The sequence below is a fragment of the Bifidobacterium sp. LH_424 genome (assembly GCF_056356895.1).
The window spans coordinates 1-22,732 of record NZ_JBKEVC010000017.1 but is presented as its reverse complement, the minus strand read 5'-3'; the positions used below and the strand labels follow the sequence as shown (position 1 = coordinate 22,732).

Below are 22,732 nucleotides of genomic sequence, written 5' to 3'. Positions count from 1 at the left end.
ATAAGTATTCCCAGGGAACCACGGTTCCTGAGACCCCCCATGAAGAACACGTGGTCGATAGGCCGGACGTGGAAGCCCCGCGAGGGGTGGAGCCGACCGGTACTAACGGGGAAGCGCGACACACATTCATCCCCTCCTGTAGGGGACGGCATCAACCTCTTCTGCGAATGCACGCGACACGGAGCAACCGTGACGTCACAACCCAAGCGATCAACAGCGTCCACCATCCGGTCCCCGAACCACCAGCATCCGGGGAGGAACATCCCTGATAAGAGAAGATTTGCGGCGGTCATAGCCCAGGAGAGACGCCCGGTCCCATTCCGAACCCGGAAGCTAAGACCTGGCACGGCGATGGTACTGCACCCGAGAGAGTGTGGGAGAGTAGCACGCCGCCGCATCCACACGATAAGAAAGGCCCTTGGTCGAGCAACAGCTCCCAAGGGCCCTCGCATATCTACAGACACACGCCATCACCCCCTCAGCCCGCCTCGCGGGCAGCTCCCCCTTTGAGGGGGAGCAAGGGCAAGGCATGCGCCCCCTTCAGAGGGAGCCGGCGGCCGCAGGCCGCGGGAAACTGAATCGGCCTTCGGCCGATACGATTTTCCCGCGGCCTGCGGCCGCTCGTTTTCTCTCCCCCAGTCCGCTGACGCGGACAGCCCCCTCGTCAGAGGGGGCTTATGCGAACGAAGTAGGGCTTAGCCTATCAATCACGCGGCGCTGATACGCCCTAAGGCTATGGCGGTGGTCAGCACGTATGCTTCGCGCGGGTTCGTCGCGTCCCAGCCGGTCGTATCGGCGGCGCGCTTGAGACGGTAGCGCACTGTGTTCGGATGCACGTTGAGCGTGCGCGCCGTCGTCTCCAATGATCCTCCGGACGAGAGGAACGTGGACACCGTCATCATCGTCGGATCATCCGCGCCGTGACCGGCCAGCGAACCATACACCACATCCACGAGTTCGCGCCGCGCATCATCGTCGCCGAGTAGCGCGCGCTCCGGCAGTGCATCCTCGGCACGCAATGGTGTGAGCATCCGTTTGCGCGCGAGCGTCGTCGCACCGGAATCCTTGGCGGCCGCCGCGCCCGCACCATGCCCGACGACCAGCGCGGGTGCCGCGCGCAACGTCGTCAACGCGGCGATCAACGTCGCCTTCGCGCCGGAGACGCCGTGACGCACCGGTCCGAGGCACAACGGCGTCACCATCACGTCGAACGCGCCCACGACCGCCGTGCACGTCACGTCGGGGCTGACCGCCGCCTCCACGCGAATCAGCGCGGCGACCACGCCGTCGCGCACGCCGACCAGCGGCAGGCCGCCGCCCAAATCGACGACCGCCTTCGTCACGCCGCGCATCGTCGCCTCGACGGTGGCCGCCGGGCGTCCCGCGATCGCGAAACACGCGAATCCGCCGTCGAAACCGAGCACACGCAGCAGCGACGCGACGCGATCGTCGGACAATCCGGACGTCAGGGATTCGAACGCGACGCGCTCCACGCGGGCGCGGGCCGAACCGTCACCATCGTCGGCTTCGGCGGCGCTCGTCAGCAGGTCCAGGAAATCAGTCATATCTCCAGTGTAGTGAGTGCGGGCGTGGCGCAGACCCCCTCAGTCGGCCTTTGGCCGACAGCTCCCCCTCACAGGGGGAGCAGAGGGAATCGCCGATTCCTCAAGGGGGAGCAGGGGAATCGGCGATCAGCGGGTCTTGAAGTAGCGGAACAGATGGCGTTCGCGAATCAGGAGCGCACCGATCAGCGCACCCGTCATCACGCCCGCATACCCGGCGGCCGGCACGCGCAACAATGCCGTGGTGAGCACCGCCGCGTCGGTGCGCGTGTTCTCCAGCCATGTCCAGGCGAACTCCACCACGCTCATCAGCGTCGCGGCGGACGCCCACGCAGCCGTTTCGACGAGGGTCTGCACGACCATCGCCGGTTTCGGCACGCCGCAGTGCAATGCGGACGCGAGCTCCAATCGTCGCCGCCATATAGAGACGAATCCGGCGAGCAGCGCGCCCATGCCGGCCACGATTGGCGCCCATACGGTGAGCCGTTCGCGGTACATCGCGGTCGCGTCGAACGTGCGTCCGCGCGACGTGTTCAATTGCGAGACCATCGGACGTTCCTGCGTGCCCGTCGCATCGCCGACCGTCGTGACGCGCAGCAACGATTCGATGTTCTCCGGGACCGGCCACGATTTCACCCAACACTGGTCGAACAGGCCGCCGTACCCCGCGGGGACGGGCGTGACCGCCGCATACGAGTAGCCGCTCTGCCGCCCGTCGTCCGGCCAGTCGTAGACGCCGGCGACGTCGAGCGTCCGCTCGTCGCGCAACGCGAGACGGCTGCCGGCGTGGGCGGCGAGCGGCGCCGCCGCCTCGCCCGACAGCCATACGCCGTTCACGTCGTTCAACGTCGTGGGTCTCGCTTCGCGCGCGTTCGCCGTGCTGTTGCGGAACACGCCGATCGCGCCCGGCGTCGCCTCATACGTGGGCACGCCGGTCGACGGCAACGCGGCGAACGTGAGTTTCGTCTGCGAGGCGCGCGTCGCGCCGGCCGCGATGACGCCGTCGAGCGAGGCGAGACGGTCGCACGCGGTGCCGTCGATGCGGCCCGTATATGTGATGACGGTGGTGGAACCGCCCGCGGCGACGAACGTGTCCGCCTCGCGCTGGATCTTCGTGATCGCCATGAGGTCGGCGCCCGCGCACAGGAGCAGCAGGAAGGCGAGCGTCAGGGCCATCCCGCACGCGTGCGACGTGCCGGTTGCGAGATTGCGCACGGCCTCGTCGAGGACTCCGGCGAGGCGCATGCGGGGATGGGACGGTTCGTGCTGCTTCCGCAATTGTCGTCGCGGCTGTCGTCGTGGCTGCTTCGGCTGGTTCATGATGATGCCCTTCTGCTGCCGGTCACGGCCGGTCATTGCCAATCGCCGAGGTCGATGAGGTCGGTGCACGCGTCGCGTGTGCGCGGATCGTGCGTGGCGACCACGACGATCGCGCCGCCGAGCGACAGCGCGTGAAGGCGCTCGTTCACCGTGGCGGCGGTGGTGAGGTCGAGCTGCGCGGTCGGCTCGTCGACGAGCATCAGGTCGGCGCCGCTGGCCACACCGCGGGCGAGCATGAGCCGCTGCGCCTCGCCGCCGGACAGGTCGCTGAACGGCTTGAAGGCGAGCCGCGTGAGACCGAACGCATGGAGCAGGTCCAATGCATGCGATTCGGCGTCATGGCGGCTTTCGCCGCGTGCGATGAACGGGAGCGCCACATGGTCGAGGGAGGTGCGGTTGGCCACGCCGTGCGGATTCTGCAGCACCCAGTTGACGCGGTCGCAGCCGATGCGCTCCACCGTGCCCTGCGCGGGCGCGGTCCAGCCGGCGATGATCGACAGCAGCGTCGACTTGCCGGAACCGGACGGGCCGGTGAGCGCGTACACGTGCCGGGGAAGCAGCGTGACGGTGAGATGCCGGAAGAGCATGTCCTCGCCGGTCGGGTCGAAGGTGTGGCCCACGTCGGTGAGGACGACGCGCTTGGCGGCAGCGGTGTCGGCGGTGTCGGCTGCGGTGACGGAATCGGCCGGAATGACGGTGTCGGTGTTCATGGCGTTACTCCCGGCACGGCTTGCTGGTGGTGGGGGCGACGTCGACCGTGGTGAACGGGTCGACGCCGTCGGGCGAGACCATCGTCTTGCCGAGCTGCGAGGCGATGATCGTGACCGGTGTGGGCTCGCCCTTGACGATCACGCACGCGGTGACGCCCGACGTGCGGTAGAGCGCGGACGGCGGCACGGTGATCGATTCGATCGGATTCGCGAGACGCCACGTGAACGAGACCTGGAGCGTGCCGCCTTCGCCGGTTCCGGTGCCGCCGCCGGAACTGGTGCCGGATGCGCCGGTGCTGCCGGAACCGCCGCCGAGCGAGGCGAGACGGTATTCGGTGCTGGCGGCGATCGCGGCGAGCGCCGCCACGTCGGTGATTTCGGTGGTACCGGCGGCGACGGGGAAGTCCTGGCCGTTCACGGTGAGGATGCGGTCGCCGGTGACCGCATCCGACGATTGCGCGGATTGCGCCGATTGTGCGCCGGACTGGGACGCGGGCAACGTGGCTTTGACGGGCGCGCCGGACGTGGCGAACAGGTCCGCGCCCTGCATGGCCTGCCGGCCGACCGCGATCCGGCAGTCGGCGACGGTCACGGCGGCGGCTGGCAGCCAGATGAAGAACGAGGGGTCGATGGCCCAGCCGTCGTCCTTGGTGATGCGGCGCGCGCCCACATTGCCGGCGAGCGCGTTGTAGGCGACGATTGAATCCCAGACGAACCAGTCGGAATCGGGGGCGGCGTAGCCGAGCGCGCGCAACGCGTCGTTCAACGCGCGGGCGTCCGGTCCCTGCGTGCCGCTCGCGAGACGACGGTACGGCGGGGTGGCGGTGTTGAGCGCGAGCAGGGGGACGGCGTCCACGGCGAGCGGGGTGCTGCCCGATGCGACGGTCGCGTTCGCCGCGCAATCCGACGAGGTGACCGTGCCGGACACGGGCGAGGTGACGGTCGCGGAGGCGCCGAGCGTCAGCGTGAGCTGGACGGAACGGGAATCGTCGAACCGGGTGGATGCGACCGTCATCGAACCGGCCGGCGTGGAGGATTCCAACGATTGGGGGATGCGCGAGCGGGTGAGCAGGAACCCGCCGGCCACTCCCGTCGACAGCAGCAGCGCCGCCAGCAGGACGATCACGGAGACGGTGACGCCGGTGCGGGCGGGCTTGGACGTGGTGGCGGAGGAGGTCTTGGAGGTCTTGGAGATCGTTTTCCTGCGCATCGCGAATCTTCTCCCTCGCCGTGTATCCGTCACGTCCGTGTGACGTTTCCACTGTATGGCGTTCCAGTAGGTTGTGGGAGAGAACCTGTCATCCGGAGGATGACATCGACATCTGATCGGGATGAATCCGCATGATCGGGGACGGTGGAAGGGCGGAGCCCGGCGCACGGCTGTATGCCTATGGGCGGGCTCCGACGGTCTTGCCGCCATCCGTGTCGCGCGAATCCCTTCGGAAGGTGAGGCAGAGGAAGGCGAAGCAGAAGGCGACGGGGAGCATGTGGCGTTCGAAGTTGTTCGCCGGCGCGGTGATCATCACGCCCATGAGCAGCAGCAGCGGCAGATGCCAGGCGAGCGAGCGCCACCGTTTCAGGATCACCTCGGCCGCGCCGATGAGCAACGTCAGGATCACATAGAAGTTGCCGTGCGTCACCCAGCCGAGCACCGGGATCGCGCCCCACGAGTCGGCGAACGTGGCCACGCGCTCGCGCCAGGCGTGGTTGACGTATTTGAGCCACGTCGAGTTCTTCTGCACGTAGTCGCTGTCCACGTAGTAGTTCATCGACACGTACGGCAGGTCCGCGATGTCGAAGTAGCCGTAGCATTTCGCCATCAGCGCGTCCATCGCCACCACCGGGTTCGCCTTGACGATCTCGAGCCACGCCTTGTTGAAGCTCTTCATGTCGTCGGGTTTGACGGAACGCCAGCGGTAGCTCACCTTCTTCGACTGGATGCCGGAGGATTTCACCGGGTCCGCGTCCTGCGGGAAATACGCGTCGGCCATCTGATCGAGGTTGAAGACGGGGGCGAGCTCCTTGCGCGCCGATTCCGGGATCGTCTCCGGAGCGCGTTCGGCGACGCGGGCGATCATCTGCAACTGCACGCCGTGGCTTTCAATCGGGTCGCCGCCGATGATCGCGCCCGACGAGATCGCCATCGAGATACCGCCGTGGATGAGGATCGTCGGCAGGAGGATAGCGATCACGTAGGTGGCCCAGCGGCGGCGGTCGGCGGCGATGGCGAGCACGAACTCGAAGAGCAGCACGTACCACGCGTATTTCGCGGAGATCAGCATGACGGCGTTCGCCGCGGCGAACGCGACGAGCGTGCGGCGGGGGAGACAGAGGATAAGGGGCTTGCGGGACCCCCTCAGTCCGCCTGTGGCGGCCAGCTCCCTCTCCCGGGGGGAGCGGGGGGACGAGGCGGCATTCCGGGGGGAACGGGGAGCGCCGGTTCGTGAGGCGTCGGCGAGGGCGTGGAGCTCGTACCAGAAGCCGAACGCCCAGAGGAACGCGAACGCGAACAGCGGGGATTTCGTCAGCGAGATCGTCGAGAACACGGCCAGCGGGCAGACGAGGAAGAACACGACCACCGCGAGCCGCACGCCCGCATGCGCCGCCTCGGGCGGCAGCGCGGGGCGCACGCCGCGCTCGGGGCGGGCGAACGCGCGCGGACGGAATCGGCTGCCGCGCTCCGGATGCGCGAAGTCGCGCCGGGCCGTGCGCACGTCGGTGCGGCGCATCCACGGCAGATTGAGGAAGCGGTGCGCGGTCGCCGCCGTGCAGCAGACGGCGAACAGGAATTGGGCGGCGGCGAGCGCGATCACGCCCCAGTCGTTCGACCCGGTCAGATACCGGCTCGCGGCCATCGTCGACCCGTAGAAGAGGGTGAGCACGATGTTGTGCTGGTCGGTCAGATACGTCGGGTCGGCGGGCCACAGGTAGTGGGCGGTCGGGTAGATGTCCATCGGGGCGAACGAGAAGAAGCCGATGTACGGTTGCTTCAATCCGGTCCACTGGTTCCACGCCCAACTGAACTCGCGCGCCTGGCTGCGCAGGTCCGCGCCGAACGCGGCGAGCAACGTGGTCGGCGCCCACAGCCAGCCGACGAGGAAGACGGTCCACAGCTTCCAGCGCCGGTCGGTGAGACGCACGATCCAGCGGGAGAGGAACGCCCGGGCGTGCGCCGCGATGGTGCGCACACGGGCGCACCATCGCGCGCGACGGGTGGTCGGCGCGGTTGCGGACGTCACGTCGGTGGGAACGTCGGGACGATTGCGCCGACGCAACGGCAGGATGCGGCGCGGCGTGCGCTCGCCGGTCGCGCGGTCCGTGCGCCAGCCGAGCAGCGGCTCCCTCCTGCCCACGCGCACCAGCGCGACGATGATGGCCATATAGATGACGAAGGCGAGGACACCGTACAGCGCGTTCAGCCAATGGAACGCGGCGATCGAGGAATCCGCCCAGTACAACGGGCCGACGGCCGTGCACCAGGAGAGCCACAGCACCGCCGCCACGGCCAGCGCCCACCGCGCCACGGCGCCGATGCGGTCGATGGGGCGGTACGACGTGCCCGCCGATCCCGCGGATGCGTGGGTTCGGGACGTCGCCGATTCGGCCGGGGAAGGGGGATTCGCTGTGACATCGCTCATAGGGCAGTATTCTAGCGTCGCGGTCACCTCGCTCGGTCGGCTGCGCCGACCGTCTCTCCCTCCGCCGGTTGCGCCGACCGTCTCTCCCTCCGCCGGCTGCGCCGGCACCTCCCTCGTCAGAGGGAGGCGGGCGAGGCGGGAGGGTTTGGGATAGGCGGGGCGTATGGTGGTGGGCATGATTTCACTGTTGAAGGTCGCAGCATCGGAGCTGGAGCATACGAGGCGCATCGCGGACAAGGTCGTATCGGTCGCGGATATGGATTCGACGCACGCCGAGGCCCGGCGCATGCTCGAACGCGGCGAAATCGTGTTGGAGCGCGGTGAGGGCGAGCTGCCGGTCACCGTGATCACCGCCGATTATCTGAGCAACGCGCTGGTCAGGTTCGGACGCCAGTGGATCACGGCGCCGGGCAAATCGTTGGCGGCGACGTTCGTGAGCGTGATTCCCGAGACGGTCGCGGACGACGAGATGGTCAACGGGTGGCTGGCGATGATCGCCGAGCTGTCCCTGTTGGACGCGCTGGAGGGCGCGGTCGACGACTGCGGCGCCCGCCCGTACGACGATGAGTGCGGCTTCCAGCTCAAATGGCCGAACGACCTGTACTGCCACGGGTTGAAGCTGGGCGGCACGGTCGCCGAGGTGATGCCGCTGCACGGGGATTCCGAACACAAGGCCATCGTGTTCAGCGCGGGATTGAACCTGTTCATGCCGGCCGACCATCTGCCCACGGCTCAGGCCACGTCGTTGCAGATGAACGTGGGGCCGCTGCCGCCGGTCGACGGATTGCGCGACCTCATCATCGCGCGGTTCGTCGAGTCGATGCGGTCGCGGTTGGAGGCGTTCGTCGCCGCGCCGCTCGTGCAGTCGGGACGGTTGCGCGCCGAGATGCGACACGTGTGCTGGATGATGGGGCGCACCGTCGACGCGCAGCTCATCGACGGCAGCGCCGTGCGCGGCGAAGTGGTCGCGTTGAACGATGACGCGTCGATCAGCGTGCGCACCGAGGACGGCGAGGTGCGTGCCCTCCTCGCCAGCGAAGTGGGCTTGCTGCAGTAAGCGGTATATGACTAGGCCCCCTCTGACGAGGGGGCTGTCGAACGTAGTGAGACTGGGGGAGAGCAGAGGAGAGGCCGTAGGCCGCGGGGATATCGCATCGGCCTACGGCCGATTCCGTTTCCTCCAGCCTGCGGCCGCGGTCTCTCCCCCACCCGGCTTCGCCGGGAGCCCCCTCGTCAGAGGGGGCCGATGCCAATGGGTGTCAGCGGAGCTTGGCGAGGCCGGCGGCGACGAGGGAGGCAACGGCGGCCTTGACGATGTCGCCGATCACGAAGCCCATCGAGGCGATGGCGACGGCCGCGATCGGCGCGCCGGTCAGCGCGGACTGGATGAGGAATCCGAACGCGTAGACGGCCACGACGCCGCCGAGGAACGCGGCCGCGAAGTAGCGCAGCGCGCCGAGGAGCGTCGCCTTGACGCCATGTTCGCCAGCCTTGCCCTTGAGCCACGCGATGACGACCACGCCCGGCAGGAAGCCGAGCAGGAAGCCCGCGCTCGGGCCGACGAGCGCCATCGTGGAGGTGCCGCCGGCGAACACCGGCAGGCCCGCGGCGCCGGCCGCGAGATACGTGGCGACCGCGGCGCCCGCCTGACGCCACGTGAGCATGAGGCCGGCGAGCATCACGACGAACGTCTGCAGCGTGATCGGCACCGGCGTGCCCGGAATCGGAATCTCGCCCGCGGCGGCGGAGACCCACATGAGCACGGCGAACAGCACCGGCTTCCAGGAGACGGCGGCGACGCGGCGCGCGATGGAGACGGACTTGGCGGCGGACGATTGCGCGGCGGGCGTAGGGGTGTTGGACTGCATGAGATGATTCCCTTCTCGTGAAAACGCGGATCCGAACGAGGGATTCCGCCCGGCCGCCGGATGGTCCGCGGCCTTCCCGGCGTTACGGTCGCGGCCCGAAACGAATACGGGATGCCGCGGCTCTCCGCCGGCGTTGACATCGAGGATAGAACCGTCAAGCTACGGTGACGTTTGTGGAAGGTGACAAAAGTCCGCGCCGGGTTTTGTGGACGTTTCGATTGAAACCGTCAGTTTTGAAGAGCAGAATCTGACGTCATGGGGCAATCCGTCAAGAAACTACTTATCGCCAACCGCGGCGAAATCGCCATGCGCGTGGTCCGCACCGCGCGTGAGATGGGCATCGCCACGGTGGCCGTCTACGCCGAACAGGACCGCGAGTCGCAATACGTGTCGCTCGCCGACGAGGCGTACCTGCTGCCCGGCGACACCTACCAGGACACGTATCTCAACGAGGACCGGCTCATCGACATCCTGAAGCGCTCCGGCGCGGACGCCGTCCACCCCGGCTACGGCTTCCTGTCCGAAGTGCCGTCCTTCGCCGCCAAGGTCGAGGAGGCCGGCGCGATCTGGGTGGGGCCGCACCACACCGCGCTCACCGAACTCGGCGACAAGATCACCGCGCGCCGCGTCGCGCTGCGCGCCAAGGTGCCGCCCGTGCCCGGCCTGTCCGAATCGGTCAAGGACATCCGCACGCTGCTCGACTTCGCGCACACGCACGGCTACCCGATCATGATGAAGCGCACCGACGGCGGCGGCGGACACGGCATCACCGTCGTGCGCGACGACGAGGAGCTGCGCCGCTTCTACACGAACCACGACGCGCTCGAAGGCGGCGACCTCGACGAGTACTTCATCGAGAAGTTCATCGACAAGGCGCGCCACGTCGAGACCCAGTCCGGCCGCGACAGCCACGGCAACTTCACCGTCTACTCGACGCGCGACTGCTCGCTGCAGCGGCGCAACCAGAAGCTCGTCGAGGAGGCGCCCGCGCCGTTCCTGACGGATAAGGTGACCGAGACGCTCGTCGAATACTCCCGCCGCCTGTTCACCACCGTCGGCTACACGGGACTCGGCACCTGCGAGTTCATGGTCACGCCGAACGGCAAGGTCTACTTCCTTGAAGTGAACCCGCGACTGCAGGTCGAACACACCGTCTCCGAGGAGGTCAGCGGCCTCGACCTCGTGCGCGAGCAGCTCAACATCGCCGCCGGCGGCGAGCTCACACCCGCGCCCGAACCGCGCGGCCACAGCTTCGAACTGCGCATCACCTCCGAGGATCCGGCCACGAACCTCACGCCGTCCTCCGGCATGCTGGAGCGCATCGTGTGGCCGTCCGGCCCCGGCGTGCGCATCGACACGGGCGTCACGCAGGGCGACACGGTGTCGCCGAAATTCGATTCGATGATGGGCAAGGTCGTCGTCACCGCGCAGGACCGCGCCGCCGCCGTGGCGCGCGTGCGCCGTGTGCTCGACGAGATGGTCATCGAGGGCGTGCCGACGCCGATTCCGCTGTTCAAGGAGATCTTCCGCGACGACGCGTTCACCGCCGAGCACGGCCACGCGTTCGACGTGAGCACGAAATGGCTGGAACGCACGTACCTGAACCGCGAGGCGAACGCGGCGCGCGGCGGGCAGCCGGCGTCGTTCGCCGGCGCGCCCGGCGCGGACGCGAAGGTCGCCTCCGAGACGTTCGTCATCGAGATGAACGATCGTCGCGTCAAGCTCACCGTGCCGCTCGACGTCGTCGAGAACCTGACCGGCGGCGCGCGCGCACGCGGCGCGAAACGACCCACGCAGCCGCTGCGCGGATCCGGCTCGCACGCCGGATCCGTCGCACGCGGACCGATCGACGACGGCGCGAAGTCCGGCGTCATCGCCTCGCCGATGCAGGCCGTCGTCACGCGCGTCAACGTGGCGGAGGGCCAGGAGGTCGCGAAGGGCGACCTGATCGTCGTGCTCGAATCGATGAAGATGGAGAACTACGTGTACGCGCCGGCCGCGGGCACGGTGAAGAAGATCTTCGTCGGCCCGGCCGACGGCGTCGAAGCCGGCGACACGCTGGTCACGCTGGACGTGGTTGGGGCGTCCGGCTCGGCCGGCGACGCCGAGGACAACGGGAAGGAGGCCACGGAATGACCGACATCGTGGAGATGCCCGCCGTGCGCGACGCCGTGAAACAGGCCGCCGGACAGGGCGGCGCCGGCGACGGCCGCCAGCCGCTGCGCGCAGCCGTCGTCAAGGCCGCCGAACTCGCGCGCGACGCCGAGAACCGCGCGCGCGACAAGCAGCACGCCAAGCACAAGAAGACGGCGCGCGAACGCCTCGACCTGCTGTTCGACACCGGAACCTTCGAGGAGATCGGCCGCTTCCAGGGCGGCGACATCAACGCCGGGAAGGCCGGTGCGGCCGTCATCACCGGCTTCGGCCTCGTCTACGGGCGCAAGGTCGCCGTCTACGCTCAGGACTTCTCCGTCAAAGGCGGCACGCTCGGCACCGCGGAAGGCGAGAAGATCTGCCATCTCATGGACATGGCCATCGCGCTCAAGGTGCCGATCGTCGCAATCGTCGACTCCGGCGGCGCGCGCATCCAGGAAGGCGTCGCCGCGCTCACCCAGTACGGGCGCATCTTCCGCAAGACGTGCGAGGCGAGCGGCTACGTGCCGCAGATCTCGCTGATCCTCGGCCCGTGCGCGGGCGGTGCCGTCTACTGTCCGGCCCTGACGGACCTCATCATCATGACGCGCGAGAACTCCGATATGTTCGTCACCGGACCGGACGTCGTCAAGGCCGCGACCGGCGAGACCATCTCGATGGCCGACCTGGGCGGCGGCGAGGTCCACAACCGCAAGTCGGGCGTCGCGCACTACCTCGGCGCCGACGAATCCGACGCGATCGACTACGCGCGCACCGTGCTCGCCTACCTGCCGTCCAACTGCGACGAACAGCCGCCGGTCTACGCGTACGCCGCCACGCGCGCCGAACGCGAGACCGCGAAACGGCTCGCTACGCTCGTGCCCGACAACGACCGCCAGCCGTACGACATGCTCGACGTGATCCGCTGCATCGTCGACTACGGCGAGTTCGTGCAGGTGCACGAACTGTTCGCCGCGTCCGCGCTCGTCGGCTTCGCGTGCGTCGAAGGCCGCCCGGTCGGCATCGTCGCGAACCAGCCGAACGTGAACGCCGGCATCCTCGACGTGGACTCGTCCGAGAAGATCGCCCGGTTCGTGCGCCTGTGCGACGCGTTCAACCTGCCCGTCGTCACCCTCGTGGACACGCCCGGCTACAAGCCCGGCGCCGAACAGGAGCATGCGGGCATCATCCGCCGCGGCGCGAAGGTCATCTACGCGTACGCGAACGCGCAGGTGCCGCTCGTCACCGTCGTGCTGCGCAAGGCGTTCGGCGGCGCGTACATCGTGATGGGATCGAAGGCCATCGGCGCCGACATGAACTTCGCCTGGCCGAGCTCGCAGATCGCGGTGCTCGGCGCGGCCGGCGCGGTGAACATCATCCACCGCCACGACCTCGCCAAGGCCAAGGCGTCCGGCAGGGACGTGGAGGCGCTGCGCGCGAAGTACATCGCCGACTACGAGGAGACCACCGTCAACGCGAACCTCTCGCTCGAACTCGGGCAGATCGACGCGATGATCGACCCCGAGCAGACGCGCGAGGCGATCGTCGCCTCGCTCGGCACGCTCGCCACCAAACGCCGCGTCCGCGCGAACGACAAGCACCACGGCAACCAGCCGCTCTGATCGGTCCGCTCGGCAGACCGATCAGCGCGAGGAGGAGGACAGTCCAGTGGACTGTCCGACGACGGAGCCATCCGCATAACAGAACGTAACCACAGACTTACGTAACGCAACAACAGACAAGGAACACCAATGAGCACATTCTTCCTCGACCAGCTCGCCGCAGGCGAGACGCCGCACGCGCTCGCCTTCGCGGGCCAGTCCACGCCGTGGCCGGTCGCGCTCGCCGACCAGACCACCGATCCGACGCTCGCCGAGGCGCTGCACGCGCACGTCGACGCCGCCTACACGAAGCTCACGCCGGTGAACGCCGACCTGCTCGCCACCACCGGCCGCCCGGTCGACCTGTTCGGCTTCACGCCGAACCCGGCCCGCCTCGGCGCGGCCGCCGACGCCACCGCCTCCGTCGAAGGCATCGCCCTCACCCAGCTCGGCGCGCTCATCGACCTCGAACACCTCGGCTACACGCTGCCCGCCGCCAAGCCGGCCGCCGTGCTCGGCCACTCGCAGGGCGTGCTCGCCGTCCACATGGCCAAGGCCATCGAACGGACCGGCTCCATCGAAGCCGCCCGCGACCAGATCGACGAGATCCTCGCCACCGCCGCCCTGATCGGCGCCGCCGGCACGCGCGCCGCCCGCGAACTCGCCCTGAACCCGCTGCACGGCGAGGCCACGCCGATGCTGTCGGTGCGCGGCGCCACCCGCGCCCAGGTCGAGACGCTCGCTGCCCGCGTCAACAACCCGCGCGGACCGATCGCCATCGCCGTGACCAACTCGGACGACCACCACGTGATCTCCGGCTTCCCGGACGACCTCGCCGCCTTCGCCGTCGAAGTCTCCAAGGAGCACAAGAAGCAGGCCGCCCTGCGCGAGGAGAAGGTGCGCGGCGGCGCCGTGTTCGCGCCCGTGCTCGAGTACCTCGACGTGACTCTGCCGTTCCACTCCCCGCTCATGAAGCCCGCCGTCGACCAGACGATCGCCTGGGCCGAGGCCTGCGGCTTCGACACCGACCGCGCCCGCGCGCTCGCCGAGGAGGTGCTGCTCAACCATGTGGATTGGGCCGCCCGCGTGCGCGAGGCCCTGACCGACACCGACCCGGCCAAACTGTGGATCGTGGACATGGGCCCGGGCTCCACGCTCGGCAAGCTCATCGGCAACGTGGTCGAAGGCACCGGCGTGGGCGTCGTCGAAGCGACCACGCTCGCCGAGCGCGCCGCCCTCTCCACGCTCGACCCGGCCGAGGCCGAGACGCTGCGCACCCAGAACTGGAAGGCGTTCGCCCCGCGCGTGGCGCACACGCCCGCCGGCGACCGCCTCGTCACCAAGTTCTCCGAGCTCACCGGCAAGCCGCCGGTGCTGCTGCCCGGCATGACCCCCACCACCGTCGACCCGGAGATCGTCGCCGCGGCCGCGAACGCCGGCTACTGGGCGGAGCTCGCCGGCGGCGGCCAGGTCACCGCCGAGGTGTTCGACCGTCACGTCGCCAAGCTCGAGGAGCTGCTCGACGAAGGCCGCACCGTCGAGTTCAACGCCATGTTCATGGACCGTTACCTGTGGAACCTCCAGTTCGGCTCCTCCCGCATCGTGCCGAAGAAGCGCGCGTCCGGCGCGCCGATCGACGGCGTCGTCGTCTCCGCCGGCGTGCCCGAGCTCGACGAGGCCGTGGCGTTGGTCGCGCAGCTCAAGAAGGACGGCCTGCCGTACGTGAGCTTCAAGCCCGGCACCGTCGACCAGATCCGTCAGGTGATCCGCATCGCCAAGGCCGTCGCCCCGACCGTCATCCTCATGCAGGTCGAAGGCGGCGCCGCCGGCGGCCACCACAGCTGGGAGTCGCTCGACGACCTGCTCACCTCCACCTACGCCGAAGTGCGCGCCTGCGACAACCTCGTGCTCGTCGCCGGCGGCGGCATCGGCACGCCGGAACGCGCCGCCGACTACCTGTCCGGCCAGTGGTCGCGCGCCTACGGCCTGCCCGACATGCCGGTCGATGGCGTGCTCGTCGGCACCGCCGTCATGACCGCCAAGGAGGCGCACACCAGCCCCGAGGTCAAGCAGCTGCTCGTCAAGACCCCCGGCATCACCGCCGAGACCGTCGCCGCGTCCGGCGCGGCCGACGACCCGTTCGCCCCCGCCGGCGAGCGCTGGGTGCCGTCCGGCAAGTCTGTGGGCGGTGTCGCGTCCGGTCTGAGCCACCTGCACGCCGACATCTACGAGGTGGAGAACGCCTCCGCCGTGTGCGGCCGTCTGCTCGTGCGCGTCATGAAGCACCCCGAGGAGCTCGAGTCCCGCCGCGACGAGATCATCGCCGCGCTGGACCGCACCGCCAAGCCGTACTTCGGCGATCTGGCCTCGATGACCTACCTTCAGTGGGCGCAGCGGTTCGCCGACCTCGCCTACCCGTGGGTGGACGACACGTACGCCGACCGTTTCCTGCATCTGCTCCACCGCATCGAGGCGCGTGTGGCCGACGTGGATTCCGGCGAGTTCGATTCGAAGCTCGACGTGACCCGCGACGACGTGATTGCCGATCCGGCGCCCGCGCTCGAGGCGCTGGCCGCCGCCTACCCGCAGGCCGCCGAGCTCACGGTCACTCCGGCCGATGAGGCGTGGTTCCCGGTGCTCGTGCGCGAATACCCGAAGCCGATGCCGTTCGTGCCGGTCATCGACAACGATCTGCTGCGCTGGTGGGGCCAGGATCAGCTCTGGCAGTCCGAGGATCCGCGTTATTCCGCGGATTCCGTGCGCGTCATCCCCGGTCCGATCTCCGTGGCCGGCATCACCACCGTCGACGAGCCGGTGGCCGACATCCTCGGCCGTTTCGAGGCCGCCGCGCTGGAACGCGCGAAGGAGTCCGGCGCCGTTTCCGAGACCGCGTACGCGACGCTTGGCGAGGCCGGGAACGCCGAGGACTTCATCCGCAAGTCGCCGAACATCTCCTGGGTGGGCCACGTGACCGACAACCCGGCCTACGGCACCAAGCTCGGCGACAAGGACTACGAGATCCGCGCCGTGGATGCCGCGAACGGCGAATACGACCTCGACATCCATCTCGACACGTATTGGGACGACGATCCGGACGGCGGCAAGTCGAAGCACGCCGTGCGCGACATCGTCATCCCGCTCACCGTGCCGACCGACGCGACCGGCGGCATGCCGATCGTCAACCGCGAACGGCTGATCCCGGACGTGTACGCGATGCTCGCCGCCACCGCCGGCATCGGCAACACCGCCATCACCGGCGACAAGCTGACCGCGATGCCGGAGATCGACGGCACGCGCGACGCCGACCGTCCGTTCGGCATCGCGACCGCGCGGTACACGTTCTCCGCGAACCTCGGCTACGACCACGAGGCGGCTACCGGCGGCGCCCTGCCGGGTACGCTGCGCGCCTCCCGCATCGCGCCGGACGCGCTCGTCGGCCCCGCCTGGCCGGCGATCTACGCGGCGCTCGGCTCCGTGTCCGTGAACGGATACCCGGTCATCGAGGGTCTGCTCAACGCCGTCCACCTCGACCATCTCATCGAACTCGAGGAGACCGAGGACGAACTGCTCAAGCACGTCGGCGAGACCGTCACGCTGACCTCCTGGGCCGAGGACTACTTCGAGTCCGCGTCCGGCCGCGTCGTCACCATCCACGTGACCCACACCGCCGCCGACGGCACGCTGCTCGCCCGCGAGACCGAACGCTTCGCGATCCGCGGCCGCGTCTACTCCGACGCGCTGCCCGTCGACTCCCCGGAGTTCGGCGATGCGAAGCACGACGAGATCGAATCCACGCCGAGGCGTCTGCTGCGCCGCGTCAAGGTGACCGCGCCGAACGACATGACCGCGTTCGCCCGCACCTCCGGCGACTTCAACCCGATCCACACCTCCAAGCGCGGCGCCGCGATCTCCGGCCTCGCCGCGCCGCTCGTGCACGGCATGTGGCTGTCCGCCACCGCCCAGCACGCGGTGCAGGCGGCCGACGAGAAGGGCGCCCACTACGAGATCGCCGGCTGGACCTACAACATGTACGGCATGGTCCAGCTGAACGACGAGGTCGAGATCTCCGTCGAACGCGTCGGCAAGGTGCGCCACGGCGGCATGGCCCTCGAGGTCACCTGCCGCATCGACGGCCAGCTCGTCTCCCGCGGCACCGCGCTGGTGCGCGCGCCCGAGGCCGCGTTCGTCTACCCTGGTCAGGGCATCCAGAAGCAGGGCATGGTGTTGGACGAGCGCGCCAAGTCGCCCGCCGCCCGCGATGTGTGGGAGCGCGCCGACAGGCTCACCCGCTCCAAGCTCGGATTCTCGATCCTCGCCCTCGTGCGCGACAACCCCAAGGAGCTCACCGCCAACGGCGTCACCTACCGCCATCCGGAAGGCCTGCTCAACCTCACGCAGTTCACGCAGGTCGCGCTCGCCACCGTCGCGTTCGCGCAGACCGCGCGCCTGCGCGAATCCGGCAGCGACATCTGGCCCGCCTACTTCGCCGGCCACTCGCTCGGCGAATACAACGCGCTGTCCGCGTTCGCCGGCGTGATCCCGCTGGAGACCGTGCTCGAACTCGTGTTCCACCGCGGCTCCACGATGCACCACCTCATCCCGCGCGACGCGCAGGGCCGCTCCAACTACCGCATGGGCGCGCTGCGCCCGAACCAGTTCGGCGTGGGCGACTCGCAAGTGAAGGCGTACGTCGAATCCGTGTCCGAGAAGACCGGCGAGTTCCTGCAGATCGTCAACTACAACCTGGCCGGCGCGCAGTACGCGGTCGCCGGCACGATCGCGGGCCTCAAGGCGTTGCAGGCCGACGCGAACCGCCGCGCCAAGGAGGCGGGCGGCAAGCCGGCGTTCATGCTCGTGCCCGGCATCGACGTGCCGTTCCACTCCACGCTGCTGCGCAAGGGCGTGCCGGAGTTCCGTGACAAGCTCGACGCGCTGCTTCCCGCACACATCGACTACCGTGGCCGCCTCGTCGACCGCTACATCCCGAACCTCGTGGCCACGCCGTTCGAAATGACCAAGGAGTTCGCGGCGAAGATCCTCGAGGTCGTGCCCTCCGAGCGCATCCGCGAGGCACTGGAGGACCCGGCCGTGTGGGACTCCTACGCCGCCGACGACCAGAAGCTCGGCCGCCTGCTGCTCACCGAACTGCTCTCCTGGCAGTTCGCCTCCCCGGTGCGCTGGATCGAGACCCAGTCGCTGCTCTTCCACAAGGCCGCGCAGGGCGGTCTCGGCGTGGAGGAGTACGTGGAGGTCGGCCTCGGCAACGCGCCGACTCTCGCCAACCTCGGTGCCAAGACCCTGCGTCTGCCCGAGTTCGCCGGCACCGACGTCACCGTCTACAACGTGGGCCGCGACGAAGGCCGTGTGTACATGACCGATTCGGACAGCCTCGTGCCCGAGGAGGAGCCGGAGAGCGCTCCGGCCGCTTCGGCCGCCGTCGAGGCGGCCCCGGCCGGCGGCTCCGCCGTCGCCAAGCTCGGCTCCGGCGCGGCTCCGGCTCCTGCCGCGGGTGCCGCCGCTCCGGCCCCGACTTCGGCTCCCGCCGTCCCTGCGCCCCCGTCATCGGGGGAGCTGCCGGCGCAGCCGGCTGAGGGGGCATCCGGTGCGGACGCGCCCGACCTGCCGTTCAAGGCCGCCGACGCGATCGGCGTGCTCATGGCGTACTCGGCCAAGGTGCGCCTCGACCAGATCGGCGCCTCCGACACCACCGACACGCTCACCAACGGCGTGTCCTCCCGCCGCAACCAGCTGCTCATGGACATCAGCTCCGAGCTGGGCGTGGCCAGCGTGGACGGCGCCGCCGAGGCGACGCTCACCCAGCTCGCCCAGATCGTGAACAAGGCCGCCCCGAACTACAAGCCGTTCGGTCCGGTCCTCTCCGACGCGATCCGCGACCGTCTGCGTGCCCTGTTCGGCGCGGCCGGCGTCAAGCCGGCGCACATCCGCGAACGCGTGACCGGCGTGTGGCAGCTCGGCGAAGGCTGGGTGGCCGCCACGACCGCCGCGCTCCTGCTCGACACCCGCGAGGGCTCCAGCTCGCGCGGCGGCGACCTCGCCAAGCTGCCGACCGGCGCCGCCGCCAACGCGGCCGCCGCCGACAAGCTCATCGACGACGCGGTCGCCCTCGTCGGACAGACCAAGGGCGTGGCCGTCTCCAAGCCGTCCGCCGGCGGTGCCGCGGGCGGTGCCGTGGTCGACTCCGCCGCGCTCGACGCGTTCGCCGAGAAGGTCACCGGCGCCAACGGCGTGCTCGCCGCCACCGCACGGTTCGTGCTGAACGAGCTCGGCGTGGCCGCCCCGGCGCCCGAGACCGGCGAGGACGAGAACGCGGCCGTGGTCGCGGCCGTCAGCGCCGAACTCGGCTCCGACTGGCCCAAGCAGGTCGAGCCGCGCTTCGACGCGAACAAGGCCATCCTCTTCGACGACCGTTGGGCCTCCGCCCGCGAGGACCTCGCCCGCGCCTACTACGAAGGCGACGTGGACGCGCTCGCCGGCAGCTTCATCGGCCTCGGTAAGGCCGTCGCCGCCGAAGCCCGGTGGTTCGCGGCGAAGGCCGATGACGAGACGCTCAAGTCCGCGTTCGACCGCATCGCCTCCGAGGCGCTCGAGCCGGCCTCGTCCGACGCGCAGGCCTCCCGCTTCGCGGGCGACGTGGCCGTGGTCACCGGCGTGAGCCCGAACTCGATCGCCGCCCAGGTGGTCGAGGGCCTGCTCGCCGGCGGCGCCACCGTGATCGCCACCTCGCACAGCTTCAGGCCGTCCATCAAGGCGTGGGGCCGCCAGGCGTACCGTGAGCACGCCACCGGCGACGCCAAGCTGTGGCTCGTGCCCGCGAACCTGTCCAGCTTCCGTGACGTGGACGCGCTCGTGGACTGGGTGGGTCACGTCCAGAAGAAGACGACCGGTGCGACCACCACGATCCTCAAGCCCGCCTACGAGCCGACCCTGTTCTTCCCGTTCGCCGCCCCGCCGGTGCACGGCACGCTCGCCGACTCCGGCGAACTGTTCGAATCGCAGGCCCGCCTCATGCTGTGGGGCGTCGAGCGCGCGATCGCCGGACTGGCGAAGATCGGCGCCGACACCGACGTGCAGCACAAGCTGCACGTGGTGCTGCCCGGCTCTCCGAACCGCGGCGTGTTCGGCGGCGACGGCGCGTACGGCGAGGTCAAGTCCGCGTTCGATGCGATCGTCAACCGCGCCCGCGCCGAACGCGACGCCTGGTCGGACCGTGTCACCTTCGCCCACCCGAAGATCGGCTGGGTGCGCGGCACCGGTCTGATGGGCGGCAACGACCCGCTCGTCGCCGTCGTCGAACGTCACGGCATCCACACGTACTCCACCGCGCAGATCGCGGTCAAACTGCTCGACCTGTGCACCGCCGACTCGCGCAAGGCGGCCGCCGAGGCGCCGCTCGACGTGGACCTGACCGGCGGTCTCGGCTCCGAGCCGATCGACATCAAGGCGCTGAGGGCGGAGGCGGAGGCCGACGCCGCGGCCTCCGTCTCGGCTCCCTCTGATGAGGGAGCTGGCGCGCGCAGCGCGACTGAGGGAGAGACCGCGCCCCGTGGGCAGCGGATCAAGGCGCTGCCCACGCCGCACGTCCCGCACCAGCCGCACGTGGACCTCGCCGACTGGGAGGGCGTGACCGCCCGTCCGGAGGACGAGATCGTCATCGTGTCCGTCGGCGAACTGGGGCCGTGGGGCTCCGGCCGCACGCGCGCCCAGGCCGAACTCGGCATCCACCCGGACGGCACCGTCGACCTCAACGCCGGCGCCGTGCTCGAGCTCGCGTGGAACATGGGCCTGCTCACGTGGGCCGACAGCCCGAAGCCCGGCTGGTACGACACCGACGGCAACCTCGTGCCCGAGGAGGACATCGCCGACCGCTACCACGACGAGGTCGTGGCCCGCTCCGGCATCCGCCCGTTCGAGGAGGGCATGGGCGACGACTACAAGGACGGCGCCGACGAGGAGGAGGCCGAGGTCTACCTCGACCATGACGTCACCTTCTCCGTGCCCACCGAGCAGGTCGCCCGCGAATACGTCAAGCTCGACGAGGCCCACACGTCCATCGCCCGCGACGACGAGTCCGGCGAATGGAACGTGACCCGCCACGCCGGCTCGATGATTCGCGTGCCGCGCCGCGCCGCCATGACCCGCACGGTCGGCGGCCAGTTCCCGAAGGGCTTCGACCCGGTTAAGTGGGGCATCCCCGCCTCGATGGTCGGCGACGTGGACCGCATCGCGCTGTGGAACATCGTCACCACCGTGGACGCGTACCTGTCGGCCGGATTCAACCCGGCGGAGATCCTCCAGGCGATCCACCCGTCGCTTGTCGCCTCCACGCAGGGCACCGGCTTCGGCGGCATGGCCTCGATGCGCAAGCTCTACCTCGACCGCTTCCTCAACCACGAGATTCCGACGGACATCCTGCAGGAGGCGTTGCCGAACGTCGTCGCCGCGCACGTCATGCAGAGCTACATCGGCGGCTACGGCAACATGATCCAGCCGGTCTCCGCCTGCGCCACCGCCGCGGTGTCGCTGGAGGAGGGCGCCGACAAGATCGCGCTCGGCAAGGCCGACTTCGTCGTCACCGGCGCGATCGACGACATCGGCGTGGAGTCGGTGATCGGATTCGGCAACATGAACGCGACCGCCAACTCCGCCGAGATGTACGGCAAGGGCATCGACGCGCGCTTCTTCAGCCGCGCGAACGACCGTCGCCGCGGCGGCTTCCTGGAGTCCCAGGGCGGCGGCACGATCCTGCTCACGCGAGGCGACATCGCGTTGAAGCTGGGTCTGCCGGTCGCCGGCGTGATCGGCTTCATTCACTCCTACGCGGACGGCGCCCACACGTCGATCCCGGCCCCGGGCCTCGGCGCCCTGGCGGCGGGCCTCGGCGGACGTGACTCGAAGCTGGTCCACGACCTCGCCAAGCTCGGCGTCACGCCGGACGACATCGCCGTGGTCTCCAAGCACGACACGTCCACCAACGCGAACGATCCGAACGAGTCCGAACTGCACAACACGCTGGCGCACGCCATCGGCCGCACCGACGGCAACCCGCTGTTCGTCATTTCGCAGAAGACCGTCACCGGACACGCGAAGGGCGGTGCCTGCATCTTCCAGGTCAACGGCCTGACGCAGCTGTTCGCCTCCGGCGTCATCCCGGCGAACGCGGCGCTCGACTGCGTCGACCCGAAGCTCGCGAAGGACGACCACATGACCTGGCTGAGGAAGCCGCTGCGCATCGGCGGCGGCGAGGACGTGTTCGGCCGTTCCGCGGCCGGCCAGCCGGTCAAGGCCGGACTCGCCACGTCGCTCGGCTTCGGCCACGTCTCCGGCTTCGTGGCGCTCGTGCACCCCGGCGCGTTCGAGGCGTCCGTCGCGAAGGCGGACGGCGAGGCCGCGCTCGAGGCGTGGCGTGAACGCGCGAACGCCCGTCTCGCCGCCGGCCAGCGCCGACTCGAGGAGGGTATGATGGGCCGCGCCGCGCTCTACGAGCCGATCGACAACCGCCGCTTCCGCGAGGACGGCGTGAAGCTCGCGGGCGGCGGCCGCTACGACGCCCATGAGGTCGAGAAGGCCATGCTGCTCGACCCGGACGCCCGCCTGAACGCCTCCGGCTACTTCGAGGCGTGATTCGGTGACGCCGTCCGGCCCCTTGGCGAGGGGCCGGACGGCGTCGCGTCGACATCGTGCCCAGCCGTCGTGATCGGCCCCCTCTGACTGAACCGCACCCTGATTGTTGGACTGAAGTAATTCGGATTCGATGATTGGAGGTGCGGTTTCTCATGTCCGGGAATCGCAGGCGTCGTTATGACGATGGTTTCATGCGGCTCGTCGTTGGTGTCTTCCATGAGGGCCATGGCTATAAGGCCGCGGCGCGCCGGCTTGGCG

General features: G+C 69.4%; 10 protein-coding genes and 2 rRNA genes. 6 read left to right on the top strand and 6 right to left on the bottom strand.

What is annotated here, in order from left to right:
• Positions 1–126 (top strand): 23S ribosomal RNA (locus tag AC1AYP_RS10510); the annotation flags it as partial.
• A gap of 155 nt (positions 127–281) precedes the next feature.
• Positions 282–398 (top strand): 5S ribosomal RNA (rrf, locus tag AC1AYP_RS10505).
• Between the two features lie 309 nt (positions 399–707).
• Here rrf and AC1AYP_RS10500 read toward each other — a convergent pair.
• The 5 genes from AC1AYP_RS10500 to AC1AYP_RS10480 all read right to left on the bottom strand — a co-directional run bounded on the left by AC1AYP_RS10500 (position 708) and on the right by AC1AYP_RS10480 (position 7,230).
• Complete coding sequence (locus AC1AYP_RS10500) at positions 708–1,565, bottom strand: PucR family transcriptional regulator (protein WP_476547835.1); 858 nt, start codon at positions 1,563–1,565, stop codon at positions 708–710.
• Positions 1,566–1,691: 126 nt separating this feature from the next.
• A complete protein-coding gene (locus AC1AYP_RS10495) occupies positions 1,692–2,918 on the bottom strand; it encodes a hypothetical protein (protein WP_476547833.1) in 1,227 nt (408 codons plus the stop codon).
• Entirely contained in the window at positions 2,915–3,592 is a 678-nt protein-coding gene (locus AC1AYP_RS10490; RefSeq protein ID WP_476547832.1) for an ATP-binding cassette domain-containing protein, read from the bottom strand. The genes AC1AYP_RS10495 and AC1AYP_RS10490 overlap by 4 nt, the downstream gene beginning before the upstream one ends.
• Before the next feature lie 4 nt (positions 3,593–3,596).
• Entirely contained in the window at positions 3,597–4,802 is a 1,206-nt protein-coding gene (locus AC1AYP_RS10485; protein WP_476547830.1) for a hypothetical protein, read from the bottom strand.
• 178 nt (positions 4,803–4,980) lie between these two features.
• A complete protein-coding gene (locus AC1AYP_RS10480) occupies positions 4,981–7,230 on the bottom strand; it encodes a DUF6020 family protein (RefSeq protein ID WP_476547828.1) in 2,250 nt (749 codons plus the stop codon).
• Positions 7,231–7,405: 175 nt separating this feature from the next.
• On the opposite strand from AC1AYP_RS10480, the gene AC1AYP_RS10475 reads away from it, so the two are divergent.
• Positions 7,406–8,287: a biotin--[acetyl-CoA-carboxylase] ligase gene (locus AC1AYP_RS10475; RefSeq protein ID WP_476502865.1), complete on the top strand. Its 882-nt coding sequence runs from the start codon at positions 7,406–7,408 to the stop codon at positions 8,285–8,287.
• A gap of 202 nt (positions 8,288–8,489) precedes the next feature.
• Here the strand turns inward: AC1AYP_RS10475 and AC1AYP_RS10470 are convergent, their stop codons facing one another.
• Positions 8,490–9,098, bottom strand: coding sequence for a biotin transporter BioY (locus AC1AYP_RS10470; protein WP_476502864.1), 609 nt, complete (start codon positions 9,096–9,098; stop codon positions 8,490–8,492).
• A 255-nt stretch (positions 9,099–9,353) separates the two neighbouring features.
• Here AC1AYP_RS10470 and AC1AYP_RS10465 point away from each other — a divergent pair, with 255 nt between their 5' ends.
• The 3 genes from AC1AYP_RS10465 (at position 9,354) to AC1AYP_RS10455 (ending at position 22,474) form a co-directional block, all read left to right on the top strand.
• Positions 9,354–11,234 (top strand): acetyl/propionyl/methylcrotonyl-CoA carboxylase subunit alpha, encoded by a 1,881-nt coding sequence (locus AC1AYP_RS10465; RefSeq protein WP_476547826.1) that lies wholly within the window; start codon positions 9,354–9,356, stop codon positions 11,232–11,234.
• Complete coding sequence (locus AC1AYP_RS10460) at positions 11,231–12,853, top strand: acyl-CoA carboxylase subunit beta (RefSeq protein ID WP_476533105.1); 1,623 nt, start codon at positions 11,231–11,233, stop codon at positions 12,851–12,853. Before AC1AYP_RS10465 ends, AC1AYP_RS10460 begins: the two co-directional genes overlap by 4 nt.
• Positions 12,854–12,982: 129 nt before the next feature.
• The gene (locus AC1AYP_RS10455) at positions 12,983–22,474 is read left to right on the top strand and encodes a fatty acid synthase subunit beta domain-containing protein (RefSeq protein WP_476547824.1); all 9,492 of its coding nucleotides are present in this window, start codon (positions 12,983–12,985) and stop codon (positions 22,472–22,474) included.
• Positions 22,475–22,732 lie beyond the last annotated feature (258 nt).

What these genes read in the sequence shown, in the direction of transcription:
- AC1AYP_RS10500 (WP_476547835.1), bottom strand. Translation starts at nt 1,565, where the DNA reads ATGACTGATTTCCTGGACCTGCTGACGAGCGCCGCCGAAGCCGACGAT.
- AC1AYP_RS10495 (WP_476547833.1), bottom strand. Translation starts at nt 2,918, where the DNA reads ATGACCGGCCGTGACCGGCAGCAGAAGGGCATCATCATGAACCAGCCG.
- AC1AYP_RS10490 (WP_476547832.1), bottom strand. Translation starts at nt 3,592, where the DNA reads ATGAACACCGACACCGTCATTCCGGCCGATTCCGTCACCGCAGCCGAC.
- AC1AYP_RS10485 (WP_476547830.1), bottom strand. Translation starts at nt 4,802, where the DNA reads ATGCGCAGGAAAACGATCTCCAAGACCTCCAAGACCTCCTCCGCCACC.
- AC1AYP_RS10480 (WP_476547828.1), bottom strand. Translation starts at nt 7,230, where the DNA reads ATGAGCGATGTCACAGCGAATCCCCCTTCCCCGGCCGAATCGGCGACG.
- AC1AYP_RS10475 (WP_476502865.1), top strand. Translation starts at nt 7,406, where the DNA reads ATGATTTCACTGTTGAAGGTCGCAGCATCGGAGCTGGAGCATACGAGG.
- AC1AYP_RS10470 (WP_476502864.1), bottom strand. Translation starts at nt 9,098, where the DNA reads ATGCAGTCCAACACCCCTACGCCCGCCGCGCAATCGTCCGCCGCCAAG.
- AC1AYP_RS10465 (WP_476547826.1), top strand. Translation starts at nt 9,354, where the DNA reads ATGGGGCAATCCGTCAAGAAACTACTTATCGCCAACCGCGGCGAAATC.
- AC1AYP_RS10460 (WP_476533105.1), top strand. Translation starts at nt 11,231, where the DNA reads ATGACCGACATCGTGGAGATGCCCGCCGTGCGCGACGCCGTGAAACAG.
- AC1AYP_RS10455 (WP_476547824.1), top strand. Translation starts at nt 12,983, where the DNA reads ATGAGCACATTCTTCCTCGACCAGCTCGCCGCAGGCGAGACGCCGCAC.